Source organism: Microbulbifer sp. SE14 (assembly GCF_059834885.1).
The window spans coordinates 1-16,723 of sequence record NZ_JCBAJA010000025.1; the positions used below are offsets into that span (position 1 = coordinate 1).

Below are 16,723 nucleotides of genomic sequence, written 5' to 3' on the forward strand. Positions count from 1 at the left end.
GCCCTCACGCAGCGCCTTGACAGCGGCATCCATATCGAACGTAGGTTTGGTCATGAGTCATCTCTTTTTTGCGTATGGTAAAGAAATGACACAGAATTCTGAACACTACCGGCGCCTCCAGCACGCCGCCCAAGATCACCGGCTATCAGCTGTGGCAGTGCAAAGGCACTTGCACCAGCAGTGCGGGAACCTGGAGCCGGGTTTATTCCGCGGCCAACACCAGCACCCGCTCGAAAACCATTCCCTCTACCAATAGCGCGGACAAGCTGGCCAACGGCAAATACCGCTACCGCGCACGCTCCTATGTAACCGTGGGCGGCGCTACTAACTACAGTGACTTACGCTATTCCTCCTATATCACCGTTAACCGCAGTCCGGATGAGGTCACCAACTTCACCCAGCCCGGCTCCGGCACACAGACGACAAATTTCCAGGTAGCCTGGTCCGGGGTCAGTGGTGCCTTTGACCCAGTGACAAGGAATGAGCTGCAATGCAGTATCAACGGCGGCAGTTTCACCTATTCGACCTGCGGCAACAGCAATTTGGGCACGAAAACGTCAATGCCAGTTTCATTGCCCGAGGGCACCGAAGGCGAATACAAGTTCCGCGCCCGGGCCTGTAACGGCCAGGGCTGCGGCCCCTGGACCCGGGCGGCTTACCAGAAGACCGTCCCGGTCAATATCCCACTCTCCCCGCCCGGCACACCTTCATTCACCAACCTGCCCAAAGACAGCGCATTCGGCGATTACGATATCAAATGGACCACTCCGTCCGGTGTGGTTACTTCCTACGAACTGAAACGGGAATGCAAGACGGGCACCGCGACCTGCGGCCAGAGCGGTTGGCACATTATCCCCTTGGCCAATCCCCTGGACAAAACCTATGCGGCCCGCGGTGACGCTGCGGACCAGTACCGCTACCAACTGCGCGCCTGCAACGATGATGCCTGTTCCGGTTGGCTGGCCAGTGATTGGATCGATGTACACAACCTGGACGGTATCCTGCCCGCGGTGTCCCTGGCCGCCGCGAGCAAGCCCGGGAAGATGGCCTACAACACCGACGTCACCCAACAGGGCGATGCGGTGATTGCCATTCCCGTGCAGGCGGCTCCCGGGGTCAACGGACTGGTGCCGGATATCGGTATCCACTACTCCGGCGCCCGCTATCGCGAGCGCAACAACCAGGTATTGCCGGAGGATATCCTCGGCTACGGCTGGCGCCTGAGCGGCTTCGGGGAAATCCGCCGCTGCGTGATCGACCGCCCTAATACCGACAGCATCCAGCTGGACAGTTCCGACTCCCTGTGCCTGAACGGTGAGCCACTGGTGCTGGTATCCGGCAGCTACTGGGGAGCCGGCTCCCGCTATCGCACCCGCCGGTCGCGGTTCCACCTGATCGAATTGAAGGAAAACGCCGAGGGCAAGCAATGGTTCCGGGTGTCCGCGCCGGACGGCCGCGTGCAGGAGTACGGCAACACCCCGGACAGCCGCCTCCGGGTGGGCACCTCGGTACACTTCGGCTGGAGCCTGAGCAAGGTCACCGATGCCTTCGGCAACACCATCGATTACAAGTACCACCGGGATACCGTGGAGGGTATCAACTATCCGCTGGAGGTCACCTATGGCAATGCCGGCGATGCGAAGATCACCTTCGAGTACGGCACCCGCAGCGACGCGCCGCCGCAGCCGTTGGGACCGGACGAGATACAGCAGGAGCAGCTGGTGCTGCTGCACCATATCAATGTCTCCCTGGACGGCAGGCTGCTGCGCGAATACCGCCTGATCTCCGAGGACGAAGGGGAAATCGACAACTACCGCCGCCTGAAGGCCGTGCAGCTGTGCGGCTACGATGAAAACGGTCTCAACCCGGACTGCCTGAACCCGCTGGAATTCGCCTGGATGGAGCCAGACGTCAGTAATCCAGACATCGATTTCGATACTGGCATAGGCCAAGTCACCGACAGCTTGGGTAAGAGCACACAATTTATTCATACGCTGATCCGCAACGGCTCGGATGACGGTCTCTTCCGTGAGCGCCCCTTCGGCGAAGGGATACAGCCTGCAGATGCCAGTCCACTGGAAGCGGAAAACGGAAATTACCGCTGGGTGGTTGCTACACTCCGGCGTTCTAATGGTCGCGCCGACGGCTGGCACGAAACCGCTTACAGCTATCAGGGCACCGGCCTGATCAGTGACAAACGCCGGGGCTTCCTGGGTTACTACGCCCAGAAAGTGCACGATCTCGAATCCGGCATCGTAACCTACCGCCAGTTCCGCCTGGACTTCCCCCACTTCGGCCAAGTGGCGCGGATTCAGCAGTATCAGGGCAGCTACCCCGTGCACAACCAGGTGCTGACCAAGCAGCAGTTCCGCTACGGCGATATCGCCCTCTCCACCGGCGCGGATACCAGCCATTATCCGGTGCTGCTGGAAAGCCTGGAAACCGTCTATGAGCAGAATCAGGTGCTGGGCTACACCTTCACCGGGAACAGCTACAGCCAGCGGGACTACGGCGCGGGTGCCGGCGCCCTGATCGATGGCGCAGTCCAGACCCGCAAAACCGCCACCAGTGCCACCGCCCCCGGCAGCCAGAGCTTCTGGGGCGAAGTGAAGCCCGCCAGTGTCAGTGGTGTGCTGCGCAGCACCGAAACCGTCACCAGCTTCACCAACCGCACCGGCACCTGGCTGATCGGCTTTGTCTTCGGCAAGGAGGTGCGCCACTACGATGGCAATACCGACATTACCGCGGACCGGGTACAGACAATGGCGGCTAGCCCTCATCCAAGCAGCAACAAGGTGGCGAGCCGGACCCTGTTCCCCAGTGATTCCGACTACGAACTGACCATCAGCTACCAGTACGACAGCGACGGCAACCTGACCCACGAGACCACCAGAGGCGCCAATATCGTCACCCGTAGCGCTTCGGCCAGCAATTATATCGACAGGCGCTACCCCGGCACCCTGACCAACGCCCTGGGCCAAGCTATTGCCATCACCTATGATCCCCGCTTCGGGGTCGAGAAGACGGTCACCGACGCCAATCACCGGACGACGACCATCACCTATGACCCTTTCGGCCGCGAAACCGACCGCACCAATCCGGACGGCATCACCTTCAGTACCGATTACGGCTTCTGCCTCGCTGGCACCTGCCCGGTCTACGGCGAGCAACTGGTGGCCTACCGGGCCAGCACCAGCTCCCCGATCACGCCCACAACGGATCGCTACTACGACCTGCTGGGCCGGCTGATCCAGGAAGATACGGAGTCCTTCGACGGCAGTACCGTCTCCCGCCGCGAATACAACTACGACCTCCGGGGCCGCCTCTACCTGGAGACTGCCCCTTTCTTCGACGGAGACTACAAGCCGCTCACCACTTATCAGTACGACCTGCGCAATCGCGTGGAACAGGTGGACAGGCCCGACGGCAGCCAGCAGCGTATCCACTACACTGCCCTGCCCGGCAGCCATCAGGTGAAAGTGCGCATAGAGGAAGACGTGCTGGACAGCGGCGGCGTCGTGCGCCAGACCCAGGTCAAGGAAAACCTGTACAGCCTCACCGGCGACCTGGTCGAGACCAGCGATGCAGTGGGTACCGCCCAGCAGGTCGCCACCCGGTACACCCACGACGGCAGCGGCCTGGTGCAATCGGTAACGGTCGATAACGACCCTGCCACCGAATCCACCTTCCTGTATGACAACGCCGGCAACCGCTACAGCCTCACCGACCCCAACCTGGGGACCGTGATCACCGCCTACGACGCCCTCGGCCAGCTCCTGGGCCAGACCGACAACAAGGGCCAGACCATCAGCTACCAGTACGACAAACTGGGCCGCCTGGTCGAACAGGCGGACGCGGACGGCACCGCGACCTGGGAATACGACCCCGTCAACGCCATCGGCGGCCTCGCCAGCCGCAGCTACACCGAAGACGGCACCCAGGTGTTCAGCGAAACCTATAGCTACAACGGCGCCGGCAAGCTGCAATCCACCGATACCATCCTGGTCGCCGGCGGCCTCAGCAAAACCTATGTGCACGGCTATGGCTACGACACCAGCGGCCGCCTCAGCCGGGTCACCTACCCCGGCGGTGCCGAGGCCCACTACCAGTACAACCCCCAGGGCTACCTCTGGAAAATCACCGACGGCGCCAGCCCCCTCAAAATTTTCGACACCGTCAACGCCCTCGGCCAGGCAGAACAGGAAGTCTACGGCAACGGCGTCGTCACCAACCGCACCTACGACCCGGCCACCGGCCGCCTGGAAACCCTGGTCACCGGCGGCGGCAATATTCAGGACAATGCCTACCGCTGGCGCTCCAACGGCACCCTGGAAAGCCGCCGGGTCTACAACGGCGGCGCCCTGGAGAAAGAGGAGGCCTTCGACTACGATCCCCTCAACCGCCTGACCAGCGCCCAGACCTGGCTCAATGGCGGCAGCCAGCGCACACTCAGTACCCAGTACGACAAACTGGGCAACATCCTCAGCAAAGTCTCCAGCCACCAGGCGGATACCGACGTCACCGGCTATCAGTACGGTGAATTCGGCAATGCCGGACCCAACGCAGTGAGCAATGTTACGATCAGTGGTGTTGCCCATACCCTGCACTACGACGCCAACGGCGCCATTACCCGCTACGACGCGGCCAGCGGTGACGACAAGTGGATCACCTGGAACGCCCGCCAGCTGCCCATTGAAATCACCGTCGGCAGCAGCCAGGCCACCGCAACCCCCAGCGCCCGCGACCGTTTCCGCTACGGCCCCAACGGACAACGCTACTACCGCGAGACCAGTTGGTGGGACGGAGACGCGCAGACACTCAGGACCGAGAAAGCCTTTATCGTCGGTAACTACCAGGACCTGCTGCCCGCCAACGACCCGGATTACCAGCGCATCCAGAAGGCCACCATCGACAGCAATATCGTTCACATAGCGGCCACCGATCACACCGGCATCACCGTCAATATCCTGGAATACCTGCACCGGGATCACCTGGGCTCCATTGAAAAGGTCACCGACGAAAGCGGCGCTCTCTTGCTCGATACTGCCTTCGAACCCTACGGTGCGCGGAGAAAAGGGGACTGGAGCGGTGAACTGAGCGAGCAGGAAATCCAGGACCTGATCAGCGGACAGGGCCTGACCACCAGGAGAGGCTTCACCGGCCACGAGCACCTGGACAGGACCGGGCTGATCCATATGAACGGGCGTATTTACGACCCCACCTTGGGACGATTCCTGAACCCCGATCCGATTGTGCAGGCGCCTGCTTACAGCCAGAGCTGGAACCGGTATAGTTATGTCTTCAACAATCCATTGGCCTTCACAGATCCTAGTGGATACAAGTGCTCCGCCACTTGGGGTATTGGTTATTTCAATATGGAATGTGATAGAGACGATGAGGAGGAAGAAGACGACGACGACTTGTTCTCAGAAGAAGATGACTACGAGCATGATGACCATGACCTTGGTGGTGGCGGTTCTTCTTCTGGTTCTTCTTCTGCTGGCGGTGATGCGGAGAAGGCGAAGGAGCAGACAAACGGGGGACCGGCGTGTGACACCTTGGGTGGTGGGTGCGTAACGGTTACAGCTGATAAAGATGGCAATATTTTATTCAATGGCCAAGAAGCTATGTGGGGTATTGGTCCACCTCTAACTCCTAATGCATTCCGAGGCCTTCTTACAAAGCAATTTTGGAAAAGAGTATTTGGGAAAGACTCGAATAAAACTAGGGTTGAAAACCCAGAGCCAAATATTCAATTTGGAAATAATGCAAATCAGGTAGAGCATGCTTTCAGGCATACCGATAAGCTTGGGTTGGACCGACAGGCAGTTCAAAATGCAATTCGCAATGATCTACGGTCTGCAGCCTCAAGAATGGAGCCTGCGAGACCGTTTAACCAAGTAGTAGAAGTTGGTGGGCAGCGCGTCCAATACACCGCATATGAGCTTCTCGATGGAACAATCAATGTTGGGAGAATTCACGGTGTACCGTAAACCGACTAGCGATGAGCAGCGTCTAATTAAACATTTAGTATCAACGGCTAAAGACTTTACTCTTCCAGATGACTGGGCGGAGAAACTTGCCGTAGAGAGCATGGATGACGGCGAGATGGGAAGTCTGAAATTAGTTATTCAAGGGTTAGATGAATACGATCGAGAGTTTGGTCGGCAAGTAAGTGAGTGTCAGTTTGTGGACGCTGATGACGTTAATGTTATTGCCTCACTTTATGTAGACCAAAACGGGAATTTATTTGAGCTTGATATTTGGAAAACAAATTTCGAGAAGCTGATAAAAATACCTGCTTGTTTTTTACCTCTCCAAGTAGAGCAGGGCCGGACGAAACGGGACATCCAGAGGGATCAATAGGGGCGGAGTCGTTTGATCCGCAACCTCGAAAGCCATCGAAGCCCCGGCAGAGCGATCCGGGGCTTTGTCGTGTGATCGACCGGATCGGAGTCGTCCGATCTGTTCGAGGAATTCGTTGATCCGGCGGGGCAGAACCCCGGTAGCCGAACCTGGGACAGCGGTGTTGGAGTTCGCAGAGCTCACTCCAACCTACACTTGCTCCTACGGGCTAGCGTGGAAAGTCGGCAAGCGAAAAGGCGGGCCTGCGGCCCGCCTGCCGAGCTGGGGCTCGCCACTCCCGGCCGGCACCCGCCTCAGCCGTTGCCGAGCCAGCGCTCCAGGGTCTCCTGCAGCAGGTCCTTGCTCAGCGGCTTGGTCAGGAAGTCGTCCATGCCCGCCGCCAGGCAGCGGCCCTCGAACTGCTCTTCCGTGGTGCTGGTCAGGGCGACGATCGGCAGGCGGTCCTCCGGCGTATGCTCCGCTTCCCAGTGACGCAGGCTCTCGATAATCTGCGCACTGTGTTCGGTGTTCTGCTGGCAGTCGACCAGTATCAGGTCGTAGTTGCCCTCCGGCAGCTGCTCCAAGGCGTCCACTGCGGACGCGGCCACGTCCACCCGGTAGCCGAGCGCCTGCAGCATCTCCTCGGTCACTCCCTGGTGCTGCCGCGACTCCTCGATCAGCAGCAGCGAATGCTGGCGCGGCTGCTCGCCGCTGCTGGAGACGATACGCCGGCTCGCCTTCTTCGCCGCGCCAAACAGCCGCACAATCAGGGCGTCGTGCAGCTCCTTGCGGGTTACCGGCCGCCCCAGGTACTGGGCGCCGGGCAGCACCTGCAGCAACTGAGTGAATTCAGATTTGTGGCCGTAGCCGCCCAGGCAGATCAGCTTGCCGTCTCCGGTATCCATCTCTGTGCGCCGCAGGAATTCAGCGACCGCTTCCAGCAGCTGGCTGTTACCCATGGCCGGGGCCAGGATGACCAGCTGCCGGCGCTCCAGCGCCATGCGCAGTGCCTGCTCAACCTCATCGGCAGTATCCGGTGCCATCTTGACGGTGCCGACCTCCATACCGAAGGAGCGCAGCATCTGCGCCAGGCCGGCGACGAAAAGCCCCTTCTGGTGCAGCAGCAGTACTTCGTGGTCCTGCAGGCGCCGGTCCGGCGTCAGATAGACCCGCTGGTTGGGTTCCATCGTGAACTTCACCACTACCTGGTAGCGGTTGCCCTCCGGCGTCGAGTTCAACTGCAGGTAGCCTCCCATGGCCTCCGCCAGGCCCTTGGCGATGGAGAGGCCGAGACCGGTGGTGACCTGGGCGGTGTCCAGGCGGGAGAAGGCGCCGAAGAGTTCGCTCTCGTCCGGCAGTATCTCGCCGCGGCCGTCGTCGTTCAGGCTGATGGTCAGCTGGCCCTCGGCGTTGTTGATCGGGGAAAAGCTCACCTGCCCCCACAGCTCGCCCACCTGGGCGATCACCGTGGCCGAGTCCACCAGGTTGCGGATCAGCTGCGCCGTCTTGCGGTTGTCGCCGGTGACCATCACCGGCAGGTTGTCGTCGATCTGGAAATTGAACTCCAGGCGCTGGCGGTGCGCCACCCGCGCGGCGAACTTGAAGGATTTCTCGATGGTCTTGACCAGGTTGAAGCTCCCCTGGCGCAGGCGGATGTCCTTGCGCGCCACCCGGGTGAAGAGCCCCACATTATCCACCAGCTTCAGCTGCTGGCTGCCGGCAGTCTTCGCCAGCTTCACCCAGTCGCGCTGCCGTTCGGTCAGCGGCTCCGCCTCGAGCAGCGCCAGGGCGCCGAGGGAGTCGGACAACTGGCTGCGGAATTCCTGGCCGATATTGGTGATGAATTCATTGGTCAGCTCCACCGCCGCTTCCGAGTGCTTGCGCTCTTCCGCCAGGTGGCTGGCGCGCTGCTGCAGCTCCTGCATGGCGGTGAGGCGGTCCCAGTAGTTTTCCGACTCCAGGCGCGCCTGGTGGGCGGTCAGCCACACGAAAGCAAAAGTGAGGGCGCCGTAAATGGTGCCGATAATCTCCCCGGAAATAACCGCCACCGCTGCCGCCGGAAGCAGGGGGACAGAGATAAACCAGGTCAGGAAGCGGTGGTAGGGGGCGAACACCGAGGCGACACTGGAGCAGAAGATCACCGTGTACAGCCAGAGGAAGTGGGTCTCCGGCGCAAAGCCCAGCAGCCACACGTGGCAGAAGAGAATCACCCCCCACCAGGCGGCCCCCAGGGTGGAGACGAAAAAGTAGTGCCGGCGCCAGCGGTGCGGACCGGTGGAATAGAGGTAGCTGAAGCGGAATACATAGTAGCCGCGCAACAGGGTCAGCAGGACGAAGCCGATACCCAGCACCAGCAGCAGCCGCGGCGCCTCTATGCGCATATGGCCGATGGCGGCGGCGATCAGCAGGGCGCAGAGGGAGAGCAGCATGCCCCGCCGGCTGTACTTGGCGATACGCGTGTCGGTCGCCCGGCACACGCGGCGGTCTTTCTGTACCTTGAGTTCGGGGTGATCAAATATCGGCATGGAGATCTTCCCTGGAGGAAGGCAGCGGCCTCAGCCTATGCCCAGCACTTCAACCAGTACTGTTTTTATTAGAAACCCGAGCAATCCGAGGCCCAGCGCGATAAACAGGATCAAGGTGCCAAACCTTCCTGCCTTGGACTCCTTCGCCAGGTTCCAGACGATGAACACCATGAAAAGGATGAGTCCGCCAACCCCCAGCCAGAGGGAGTATTCTTCAAACTGCTCAAACGACATGCGGCTGCCCGACTATCCGGTTAAAAATTGGCGCGCATTGTACAGTGGCCGATGGTGAGTGGCGAGTGATCAGTGGTGAGTGGCCCGTGGTCAGTGATTGGTGGCGAGAGAGGGCTTCCCTTTTCCCACAAATCACTAACCACTGACCACTAGCCACTCCCTCAAGCCCCCTGGTAGTAGTCGCCGTCCTCCGCCTGGGTGCCGCAGCGCAGTCGGCGCACTTCCCGGTCCCGGTAGCGGCTGTCGTGCCAGCAGCGGGGCAGTGCCTCGCCGGACAGGAAGCAGAGCTGGGTCTTGTCGAAAACCTCGGGGTCCTGCATTTCCTCGCCCCAGAGGTAGCGGCCGACTACGGTCAGTTCGTAGGGATTGGCCAGGGTGACGATATCGGCCACCTCGACCAAATGATTAGTGGAGGTATCTTTGAACAGCATCTTGGCACCCATTTCGTCTTACTAACCACAGTATAGGGGTTGTGGCGCCAATTCCTTTTACTCCCCAAGGAAAAGGACGCGTTCGCCTCCGACAAAAATGTTCGAATAAAACGAAAATATACCAAAAATATCGCCAAAACCTATCGATATTCCGGAATGAAAAGCCCAAATATCTCTTTCGAATTATCGAAAAGAGGCAATCGAAGCTTCCGGCGTCAGCCCTCCAGGGTCAGGCGCGCCGAAACCATGCCCTCTTCCTGCAGTGCATCGAGGTTGACGGTGCGAATGCTGAACTGCTGCTGCATCAGGTTGTTCAACCAGGGCTGCAGGTCCTGGTAGCGTGCCTGCTCTATCCACAGGCGGATGCGCCCATCGCCCTCGGGCTCGAAACGCTTAATGGTGATGCCGTGTTGCTCGGCGGCAGCGGTCACCCGCTGCAGCAGGGTGCCCGAGGACTGGGCCGCCCCGGCGACGGGCTCCAGCCGCTCCAACACCGGGCGCTGGGACTCTATCCACGCCACCAGTTGGTGCGACTCGTCGGCGCGGTTGCGGGCGTCGGCGAAGAAGTTCTTGGCCGGCATAAACAGGCCATAGACCAGGAACAACCCACCGAGAAACAGGATCAGCAAGCCCAGCGCGCGCTGGTCATTGGGGGGCAGTGCCTGCCACTTCTGCTGCCATTGTTCGATTTGTTCTTTCATTGCGTTTCTTTCGATTTCTTATGGTGCGCGCGGCGCACCCTACTCACTCACCACTGGCCACTCGCCACTCAATCAGCGCAGCCGGATACGCCCGGAAACGCCCTTCTCCAGCTCGTTGGCCCCCAGCAGGTCCGCGCGAAACTCACCCTCGGACAGGCGGCCGACAAAGCTGTCCAGGTCGGCCAAGTTGGGGGCCTGCAGCTGCAGCACCATTTCGCCGCGGTTGCCGTCGAAGCGCAGGGACTGCAGCTTCAGCTCGCCGCCCTTGTGCTGCCCCCAGACCCGGCTCAAAAGCTGCATCTGGCTGCCGAAGCTGCCACCGCTGTTGCCCGCCCTTTTCAGGTAGCCCTCTATCTGGCGGCGGATGTCCGCGCCGGGCCTGTCCTGCGGGAAGAGTTCACCGAAAAGCGCCCGCGCCTGCTGTTCGGCGCTGTTGGCGCGCCACTGGAAATAACCGCCCGCCCCGGCAAACAGCAGCAGCTGGGCGATAAAGCAGGCCGCCGCAATCTTGGCCGGCCTGTGCCACCAGTCCCGCTCCTCGCCGCCGTCCGCCAACTGGTATTCACCGGTCAGCAGGTTGGCCAGCCGCGCCGGCTTGCACTTGGCCAGCAGCGCCTCTTCCGCCGCCTCATCGATACGCTGCAGCCTGTCCCCGAACAGGGACTCCAGCTCCGCCACCGTCATGTTGTCCTGTTCCCCGGCGCCGAGCAGCTGCAACTTCTGGGCTTCGCCTTCGCTGTCCGTTTCGCCGCCCTCTTCACCACCTTGGGACTCCGCCAGTGGCGCCAGCAGCGGCTGCAGGTACTGGCGGCGTACCGACAGGCCGTAGCCGGCCTTTTGCCAGATATGGGCCTGGTCGCCGTCCAGCCACAGGGCGGTATCACCGGGGAAGAGGCCGTCCAGCAGCTGGTACTCGGGAATAGCCGCGACCAGCGGCCAGCCCAGTCGCACCAGCTGGCTGTGCAGGGCCTCCATCTTGTCGGCGGCTATGGCGTAGACGCTGCACAGGTCACCGCTGCGCGGCTGGCAGACGAAGTGCAGGTCCTCCACATCCTCCGCCAGGCGCTCCTCGACCATATAGCCGACCGCCCTGCTCTGGCGCCGCGCGGCCTTGGGGATGGTCTCCAGGCCGCTCCAGACCCAGTTGCCCGGCAGCAGCAACAGCGCCCGCGCACCCTCGGGAAAGCCGAGCTGCATGGCGTCGGCGTCTGCGGCGGCTTCACCAGAGGCGCCCGCGGCGGTTTCATCTTCCCGGTCCGGGTTGAAGGCCCGCACAAAGGTGTCGTCCAGCGCCACCGGCTGCCAGCCCCTGTCGCTCCAGCAGTGCAGCTGTAGCGGCCGCCCCTGGCCGCCCCCCTCGCTCAGGCGCAACAGCATCAACTGGCGCACCGGCGCGGCTGCACTTGTGTTCGGGCTTAAACTATTGATCGTAACCATAGGATTTCATTGATTTAATTATTCGTCGGCGACTTCATAATCCAGCAGCTCCTGCATCATCGCGCCGGAGAAGGTGCGGCGCTGCCGCTGCACCAGTTTTGCCTGCCCGCTGGTCTCGTCCATCTGCAGGGTGGTCTCCCAGTACTGGCGGTAGTCTCCGTCCGGCCCCAGCTGCACCGCTATGCGGGCGAGGAAATACTGGCTGTCGAACTTCAGCCCAGCCTTGGTGACGCCGTAACCCGTCAGCTGCGAACTCTCGTTGAAGACCCCGTCGGACTCGCGGAAACGGATTATGTCCGCCGCATTGGCCCCAGGATCTATCGCCTCGATCAGTTCCAGGGGCGCGAAGTTGATATTGATGGCCGTACCCGCCTCCGGCAGGGCGCACAGGAAGGGGCGGAGCTTCTGCCAGTCCTCCGCCTCCATCTCCTGCACCGCGGACAGTTCGGAGATGTCGCTGATCAGGGTGTCCGGTGTCCGGTGAGCCAGCTCCCGCCCCAGGTAGCCGTCGTCCTCGGTGCCGGGGGCCTGCGGCGTATCGCCGGCGTCGATCCAGTCCTCTATCGCCTTGGCCAGCTCCGACTTGCCAGTGACATTGCGTACCAGGCGCTCGAACACCTCCCGCTCTTCCGATGAGCCCCCGCCGGCCGCAGCCAGATTATTCACATTAAAACACGAGTTTAAGTCTTTGATATTAATGCGGATCTTACCGTTATCCGGATTGAAGGCCAGGGCCTTCTGGGCCCAGGCCTCGAGCGCCGAATCCGCGGAGGGCTTCTGCTCCCGGTCGGCCTCGTAGTCCCTCTCCAGTGCCACCCGCGCCCAGGCCTCGGCACCCTGCACGAACTCCGCCAACTGGGTGTTCGCCAGCAGCGCGCCGGTGCGGGACACGGCGATGCGGTTGCGGGTGATGGCGTGGGTGACGGCGGCGATGGCGATCACCATCACCAGCAGGACAGTAATCAGGGCGACGCCGCGCTGGCGACCGGGGGCGTTATTCATCGACGCGCCCCCTGCGGTCTTCGCCGTCGCCGTTATCGGATTCGCCGCCCCCGCCGGAGCTATTGCCAGAGCCACCGCCCGAACTGCCCCCGGAGCTGCCCGTGGCCGTGGCGGCGATCCGCGGCAGGGAGAAGACCCGGCGCAGTTCGCCACCGGTGCGGGTCACCAGTACGAACTCAATGGCCCGGGGGAGGCTCCGGTCCACGTCCGCGGTGGAGGTGCGCGAGGTGACCGGCGGCCACTGGTCCAGCCAGGCTTCAGTGTCCGGGTCGTAGTAGCGAAGGTTCAGGCTGTCCACACCCAGCAGCAGCGGCTCCGCCACCGGCTCGGAATCCGGTGCCCGGTCCAGCACGCGCCAGCGGCTGCGCAGCAGCAGGGCGCCGCTGTCCTCGTCGAGGCCACTGCCCTCCTCGTCCTCGACAAAGCCGATGCCGTAGCTCAGCCGCTGCAGTTCGCCGCGGGGCTCGCCAGTCAGGTTGGCCGCGCCCAGGCGGGTGAACTCCAGTTCGTCCGTATCCCCGCGCAGGGCTGGCTCGTAGCCGTTATAGGCGTTCTTTACCGGGCGCACGGTCAATTGGCGCAGGTCGTCGTCGATGCGGTACATGGCCATGGAGAAGCGCCGCAACTCCTCCGCACGCAGTTGCAGCGCCCGGTCGGTGCCGTTGAAGGTGTCCAGCAGCGCGTAGGAGCCGATGCTGATGATGGATACCAGCACCAGCACCACGAGAATCTCGATCAGGGTAAAGCCGGACTGGTGGTAAAAACGGGACTCGGGACTCGGGGCTCGGGACTCGGGAACGCGAGCAGGGTCCATCCGAGAGTCGAAGCTTGTGTCCCGCGCACCAACACCGGTATGAGGGCAAAAAAAATCACTGCGCTCGAAGTTGGCACCCCTCGAGTCCCGAGTCCCGAGTCCCGAGTCCCGGTTGTTGCCCCCCCCCGCCACTGACCACTCACCACTGATCACTCTTCTTCCCTCGCAGCCCAGGCATCCAACGTATAGGTGGGATACTCCGCATCCGGCTGTGCCACCTCGATGGTGATACGGCGCATGCGCTCCTCACTGGTGGCCTCGACGCGGGCGGTCACCTGCCACTCGCGCTCGCCGACGGGCACCCGCTCGGTCTTCTCCCCCAGCGGCGGCCAGGGACTGCGCAGGCGCACTTCGGCCAGCGCCTGTTGCGCCACCAGATTGGCGGCCAGACGCTCTTCCATCACCATCTGCTGGCGAATGCCGTCCTGCATCGTCTTGAGTACGCTGGCGGCGACGACTCCGAAGATCACCAGCGCGACCAACACCTCGACCAGGGTGAAACCTCTTTGGCGGGACTCGGGACTCGGGACTCGGGACTCGGGAATGCGAGCACAGTCCGTCAAGAAATCAAAATTTATACCCCGCGCAACTGCACCGATACCGGTAGAGTGGCAGAAAAAGCCACTGCTCCCAAAGCTGGCACTCCCCGAGTCCCGAGTCCCGAGTCCCGAATCCCGAAATTTCGTCCCGAGTCCCGAGCCCCGAGTCCCGTCTTTACGTTCAATCATCGGCCTGCCACTCGAGCTGCAGCCCGTGCAGGCTGCTGTAGGAGATGGTCGCGCCGCGGCTGATATCGCCCTCCTGGAGCAGGAACATGGCCAGTTCCACCGGCAGCACTTCGCCGCTGGAGAGGGCCACAAACTGCGGCACCGGCTGCTCGTCGCTGTCTTCCCCGGCGGCAAACTCGGTGGCCTCGGCGGCGGGCAGTTCCGTCTGTTCGAGCACTTCCAGGCGCATATTGTCAGGCAGTTGGTGGGCGACGAAGCGCGCCGCCACGGATTTGGCCGCGGCCTCGTCCAGTGACTGCCACTGGAGTTCGGTGGGGTTGTAGCGCACCACGCTGTAGCCGTCGGGCTCCAGCACCACGCCGTAGTGGGCCTTGTCGATCAGCGCCCTGTCCGCGACCAGTTGCAACAGGGCCGCGAGACGCTGCACCTCCCCGCTCCAGGCGCGGGCGCCGGAGTTGCCCAGGGACAGCACCGCCATGCCCGCGAGAGTGGCGATGATGACGATGACGACGAGAACTTCGATGAGGGTGAAGCCGCGCTGCTTGAAAAAACGGGACTCGGGACTCGGGACTCGGGACTCGGGATGGAAAACCGGGACTCGGGGGGTGCCGGCTTCGGGTGCAGCGGCTTTCTCTGCCACTCTACCGATGCAATTGCGCGGGGCATCAATTCTGATTCCACGAAGGACTCTACTCGCGTCCCCGAGTCCCGAGTCCCGAGTCCCGAGTCCCGGCTGTTCGTCCCGAGCGATTTGCCCGGAGGCCAATTCAGGCCCCCGAGCTTCAAGCTGGTGTGCCACCTCGGTCAAACTCAGAGATCTGCGACAAAGATATCCGCCGCCTCGCCCTCGCCGCCCGGCTTGCCGTCGGCACCCAGGCTGAAGAGGTCGTAGGGGCCGCTGCTGCCCGGGCTGATGTACTGGTACTGATTGCCCCAGGGATCCTTGGGGGATTTCTTCAGGTAGGGCTCGTTCCAGTTCTTGGCCTCCGGGAAGCCGGAGGGCTTGGACACCAGCGCCTCGAGGCCCTGGTCGGAGCTCGGATAGACGAAGTTGTCCATGCGGTACAGGTCCAGCGCCGATTCGATGGCGCGCAGGTCCACCTGGGCCGCCTTCATGCGCGCCTCGCCGGTGCGCCCAAGCACGTTCGGCACCACCAGGGCACCGAGCACCCCGAGAATCACGATCACCACCATGATCTCGATCAGCGTAAAGCCGCCGCTCTTTTTCAGGTTTTTCATTTTTTCACCCCTCCGGGATCAGTTCTCTATGGTGCGCAGGGCGCACCCTACACTACAAGCTGGTTCATACTCATGATGGGCATCATGATGGCCATCACGATAAACAACACAATACCGGCCATCAGCAACAGCATGGCCGGCTCGAACAGGCTGACGAAGGCGGTCACCGCCCCCTGCAGATCCTGCTCCTGGGACTCGGCGGCGCGGCCGAGCATCTCGTCCAGTGTGCCAGAGGACTCGCCGCTGGCGATCATATAGATCATCATCGGAGGAAAATATTCCACATCCTCCAGCGCCTTGCGCAAACTTCCCCCTTCCCGCACGGATTTCTGCGCTGCCTGCAGCCGGCCCTTGAGGAATTCGTTGCTCATCACCCCGCTGGCGATGCCCATGGCCTGCACCAGGGGCACGCTGCTGCCGGTCAGTATCGCCAGGGTGCCCACGTAGCGGGCGCTCTGGCTGCCGCGCACCAGCCAGCCGATCATCGGCAGCTCCAGCAGCCGGTGGTGGAAGCGGTAGCGCACCGCCGGTCGGCGCAGCAGGAAGATGGCACCGAATATCAGCGCCGCCAGCGCCGGCGGCACCAGCCAGCCCCAGGCGGAGATAAAGTCGGACAGCGCCACCAGGATGCGCGTCGGCAGCGGCAGCACCTGGCCGGTGCCGGTGAACACCTCGATCACGTCCGGCACCACGTAGACCATCAGGCCGGTCACCACCAGGATGCAGATAAACACCAGCACCGCCGGGTAGATCAGCGCCAGCTGCACCTTCTGGCGGAATTTCTGCTGGTTCTCGGTGTAGTCGCCGAGGCGCTCCAGCACCGCGTCCAGGTGCCCGGAGTGCTCACCCGCCTCCACGGTGGCGCGGTAGAGTTTGGGGAAGGCGCGCGGGAAGCTGCCCAGGGCCTGGGCGAAGCTGTGCCCCTCCAGCACCTTGCCCCGCACCGCCAGCACGATGCGGCGGATCTTGTGGTTGCGGGTCTGGTTGGCGATGGCGCCGAGGGTCTCCTCCAGCGGGATGCCGGCGCGCAGCAGTGTGGCGATCTGGCGGGTCAGCAGGGCCAGGTGCTTGATGCTGAGGCCGGGGCTGCCGGAAAACAGGCGGGCACCGCCCTCGGCGGCCGATTCGGTGGCCGGCGCCACCTCCAGCGGCACCATTCCCTTGGCGCGCAGCTGCTGCCGCGCGGCGCGGGCGCTGTCGGCCTCCAGGGTGCCGCGGCTCTTGCGGCCGGAATCGCTCAGGGCTGTGTATTCAAATGCCGCCACGG

13 protein-coding genes are annotated in these 16,723 nt (G+C 62.5%); 2 read left to right on the plus strand and 11 right to left on the minus strand.

Annotation, left to right across the window (positions count from 1 at the left end; genetic code table 11):
* Window positions 1–560: 560 nt before the first annotated feature.
* Both AC6R19_RS16505 and AC6R19_RS16510 read left to right on the plus strand, forming a co-directional pair.
* The gene (locus AC6R19_RS16505; protein ID WP_500580953.1) at window positions 561–5,993 is read left to right on the plus strand and encodes an RHS repeat-associated core domain-containing protein; all 5,433 of its coding nucleotides are present in this window, start codon (window positions 561–563) and stop codon (window positions 5,991–5,993) included.
* Window positions 5,965–6,366: a DUF6984 family protein gene (locus AC6R19_RS16510; protein ID WP_500580954.1), complete on the plus strand. Its 402-nt coding sequence runs from the start codon at window positions 5,965–5,967 to the stop codon at window positions 6,364–6,366. The genes AC6R19_RS16505 and AC6R19_RS16510 overlap by 29 nt, the downstream gene beginning before the upstream one ends.
* Window positions 6,367–6,659: 293 nt before the next feature.
* Here AC6R19_RS16510 and AC6R19_RS16515 read toward each other — a convergent pair whose 3' ends face one another.
* From AC6R19_RS16515 to gspF, 11 genes are all read right to left on the minus strand, one after another.
* A complete protein-coding gene (locus tag AC6R19_RS16515; RefSeq protein WP_500580955.1) occupies window positions 6,660–8,870 on the minus strand; it encodes a response regulator in 2,211 nt (736 codons plus the stop codon).
* A gap of 30 nt (window positions 8,871–8,900) precedes the next feature.
* Window positions 8,901–9,104: a DUF2788 domain-containing protein gene (locus AC6R19_RS16520; RefSeq protein ID WP_500580956.1), complete on the minus strand. Its 204-nt coding sequence runs from the start codon at window positions 9,102–9,104 to the stop codon at window positions 8,901–8,903.
* Window positions 9,105–9,265: 161 nt separating this feature from the next.
* Window positions 9,266–9,535 (minus strand): acetyltransferase, encoded by a 270-nt coding sequence (locus tag AC6R19_RS16525; RefSeq protein ID WP_500580957.1) that lies wholly within the window; start codon window positions 9,533–9,535, stop codon window positions 9,266–9,268.
* A gap of 215 nt (window positions 9,536–9,750) precedes the next feature.
* The gene (locus AC6R19_RS16530) at window positions 9,751–10,236 is read right to left on the minus strand and encodes a type II secretion system protein M (RefSeq protein ID WP_500580958.1); all 486 of its coding nucleotides are present in this window, start codon (window positions 10,234–10,236) and stop codon (window positions 9,751–9,753) included.
* A 72-nt stretch (window positions 10,237–10,308) separates the two neighbouring features.
* The gene (gene gspL, locus AC6R19_RS16535; RefSeq protein WP_500580959.1) at window positions 10,309–11,673 is read right to left on the minus strand and encodes a type II secretion system protein GspL; all 1,365 of its coding nucleotides are present in this window, start codon (window positions 11,671–11,673) and stop codon (window positions 10,309–10,311) included.
* Between the two features lie 18 nt (window positions 11,674–11,691).
* Window positions 11,692–12,675, minus strand: a complete 984-nt coding sequence (gene gspK, locus AC6R19_RS16540) for a type II secretion system minor pseudopilin GspK (protein ID WP_500580960.1) — start codon at window positions 12,673–12,675, stop codon at window positions 11,692–11,694.
* Complete coding sequence (gene gspJ, locus AC6R19_RS16545) at window positions 12,668–13,489, minus strand: type II secretion system minor pseudopilin GspJ (RefSeq protein WP_500580961.1); 822 nt, start codon at window positions 13,487–13,489, stop codon at window positions 12,668–12,670. Before gspJ ends, gspK begins: the two co-directional genes overlap by 8 nt.
* Before the next feature lie 149 nt (window positions 13,490–13,638).
* Window positions 13,639–14,052, minus strand: coding sequence for a type II secretion system minor pseudopilin GspI (gene gspI / locus AC6R19_RS16550; protein ID WP_500580962.1), 414 nt, complete (start codon window positions 14,050–14,052; stop codon window positions 13,639–13,641).
* A 157-nt stretch (window positions 14,053–14,209) separates the two neighbouring features.
* Entirely contained in the window at window positions 14,210–14,857 is a 648-nt protein-coding gene (gene gspH, locus AC6R19_RS16555; RefSeq protein ID WP_500580963.1) for a type II secretion system minor pseudopilin GspH, read from the minus strand.
* Window positions 14,858–15,027: 170 nt separating this feature from the next.
* On the minus strand, window positions 15,028–15,456 hold the full coding sequence (gene gspG, locus AC6R19_RS16560) for a type II secretion system major pseudopilin GspG (RefSeq protein WP_500580964.1): 429 nt from the start codon (window positions 15,454–15,456) through the stop codon (window positions 15,028–15,030).
* A gap of 47 nt (window positions 15,457–15,503) precedes the next feature.
* Complete coding sequence (gene gspF / locus AC6R19_RS16565; RefSeq protein ID WP_500580965.1) at window positions 15,504–16,721, minus strand: type II secretion system inner membrane protein GspF; 1,218 nt, start codon at window positions 16,719–16,721, stop codon at window positions 15,504–15,506.
* Between the last annotated feature and the right edge of the window lie 2 nt (window positions 16,722–16,723).

What these genes read in the sequence shown, in the direction of transcription:
- AC6R19_RS16505 (WP_500580953.1), top strand. Translation starts at nt 561, where the DNA reads ATGCCAGTTTCATTGCCCGAGGGCACCGAAGGCGAATACAAGTTCCGC.
- AC6R19_RS16510 (WP_500580954.1), top strand. Translation starts at nt 5,965, where the DNA reads ATGTTGGGAGAATTCACGGTGTACCGTAAACCGACTAGCGATGAGCAG.
- AC6R19_RS16515 (WP_500580955.1), bottom strand. Translation starts at nt 8,870, where the DNA reads ATGCCGATATTTGATCACCCCGAACTCAAGGTACAGAAAGACCGCCGC.
- AC6R19_RS16520 (WP_500580956.1), bottom strand. Translation starts at nt 9,104, where the DNA reads ATGTCGTTTGAGCAGTTTGAAGAATACTCCCTCTGGCTGGGGGTTGGC.
- AC6R19_RS16525 (WP_500580957.1), bottom strand. Translation starts at nt 9,535, where the DNA reads ATGCTGTTCAAAGATACCTCCACTAATCATTTGGTCGAGGTGGCCGAT.
- AC6R19_RS16530 (WP_500580958.1), bottom strand. Translation starts at nt 10,236, where the DNA reads ATGAAAGAACAAATCGAACAATGGCAGCAGAAGTGGCAGGCACTGCCC.
- gspL (WP_500580959.1), bottom strand. Translation starts at nt 11,673, where the DNA reads ATGGTTACGATCAATAGTTTAAGCCCGAACACAAGTGCAGCCGCGCCG.
- gspK (WP_500580960.1), bottom strand. Translation starts at nt 12,675, where the DNA reads ATGAATAACGCCCCCGGTCGCCAGCGCGGCGTCGCCCTGATTACTGTC.
- gspJ (WP_500580961.1), bottom strand. Translation starts at nt 13,489, where the DNA reads ATGGACCCTGCTCGCGTTCCCGAGTCCCGAGCCCCGAGTCCCGAGTCC.
- gspG (WP_500580964.1), bottom strand. Translation starts at nt 15,456, where the DNA reads ATGAAAAACCTGAAAAAGAGCGGCGGCTTTACGCTGATCGAGATCATG.